Below are 635 nucleotides of genomic sequence, written 5' to 3'. Positions count from 1 at the left end.
GAGCGCAAGACCCGCCCGCCAGGAATCCAACGCCCGGCAGATCCGGCATCACGGGAGATGACAATGAGTGAATATCTGGCCGCTGCTTTCGAGTGGAAGTTTGCGCCCGACGCGAAAGAGGGCAGCTTCGAGGGCTATGGCAGCGTGTTCGGCCATCAGGACGCGCATGGCGATATCGTCCTGCCCGGTGCCTTTGCCGAGACGCTGGCCGAGCGCAAGGCGCAAGGCCGCGGCATCCCCATGCACGTCATGCACGGGTTTTTCGGCGGTGACGGCCTGCCCGTGGGCGTGTGGGAGGATGCCAGCGAAGACGCGCACGGCCTGCATCTGCGCGGGCGTCTGTCTGGCATGGATACCGATTACGGGCGCAGGCTTTACGGTCTGGTCAAGGACGGCGCGCTCGGCGGCCTCTCCATCGGCTTTTCCGTGCGCAAGAACGGGGCAGCCCAGGGCACCGAGCCGGGCGGACCGCGCCGCCACATCAAGGCGGTGGATCTGCACGAAGTCAGCCTCGTGGATGACCCGTCAAATGCGCTCGCCCGCGTGACCGAAATGCGCAGGCGGTTTTATCCGGAGGGGCCGCAGCTGCCCGATCTGGCGGCAGAGCTTCGCGCCGCCAGCCGTAGTCTCCTCAA

General features: G+C 66.5%; 1 protein-coding gene. It reads left to right on the top strand.

Translation table 11 applies throughout. The features are described from left to right. Nucleotides 1-63: 63 nt before the first annotated feature. The coding region (locus tag C0V97_RS07715; protein ID WP_199751729.1) for an HK97 family phage prohead protease at nucleotides 64-635 on the top strand (572 nt) is incomplete at its 3' end.

It is taken from the genome of Asaia sp. W19, from assembly GCF_003994335.1.
Lineage (GTDB): Bacteria > Pseudomonadota > Alphaproteobacteria > Acetobacterales > Acetobacteraceae > Asaia.
Note: the sequence above shows the minus strand (reverse complement) of the source record. Positions and strands in the feature narration are given on the sequence as shown.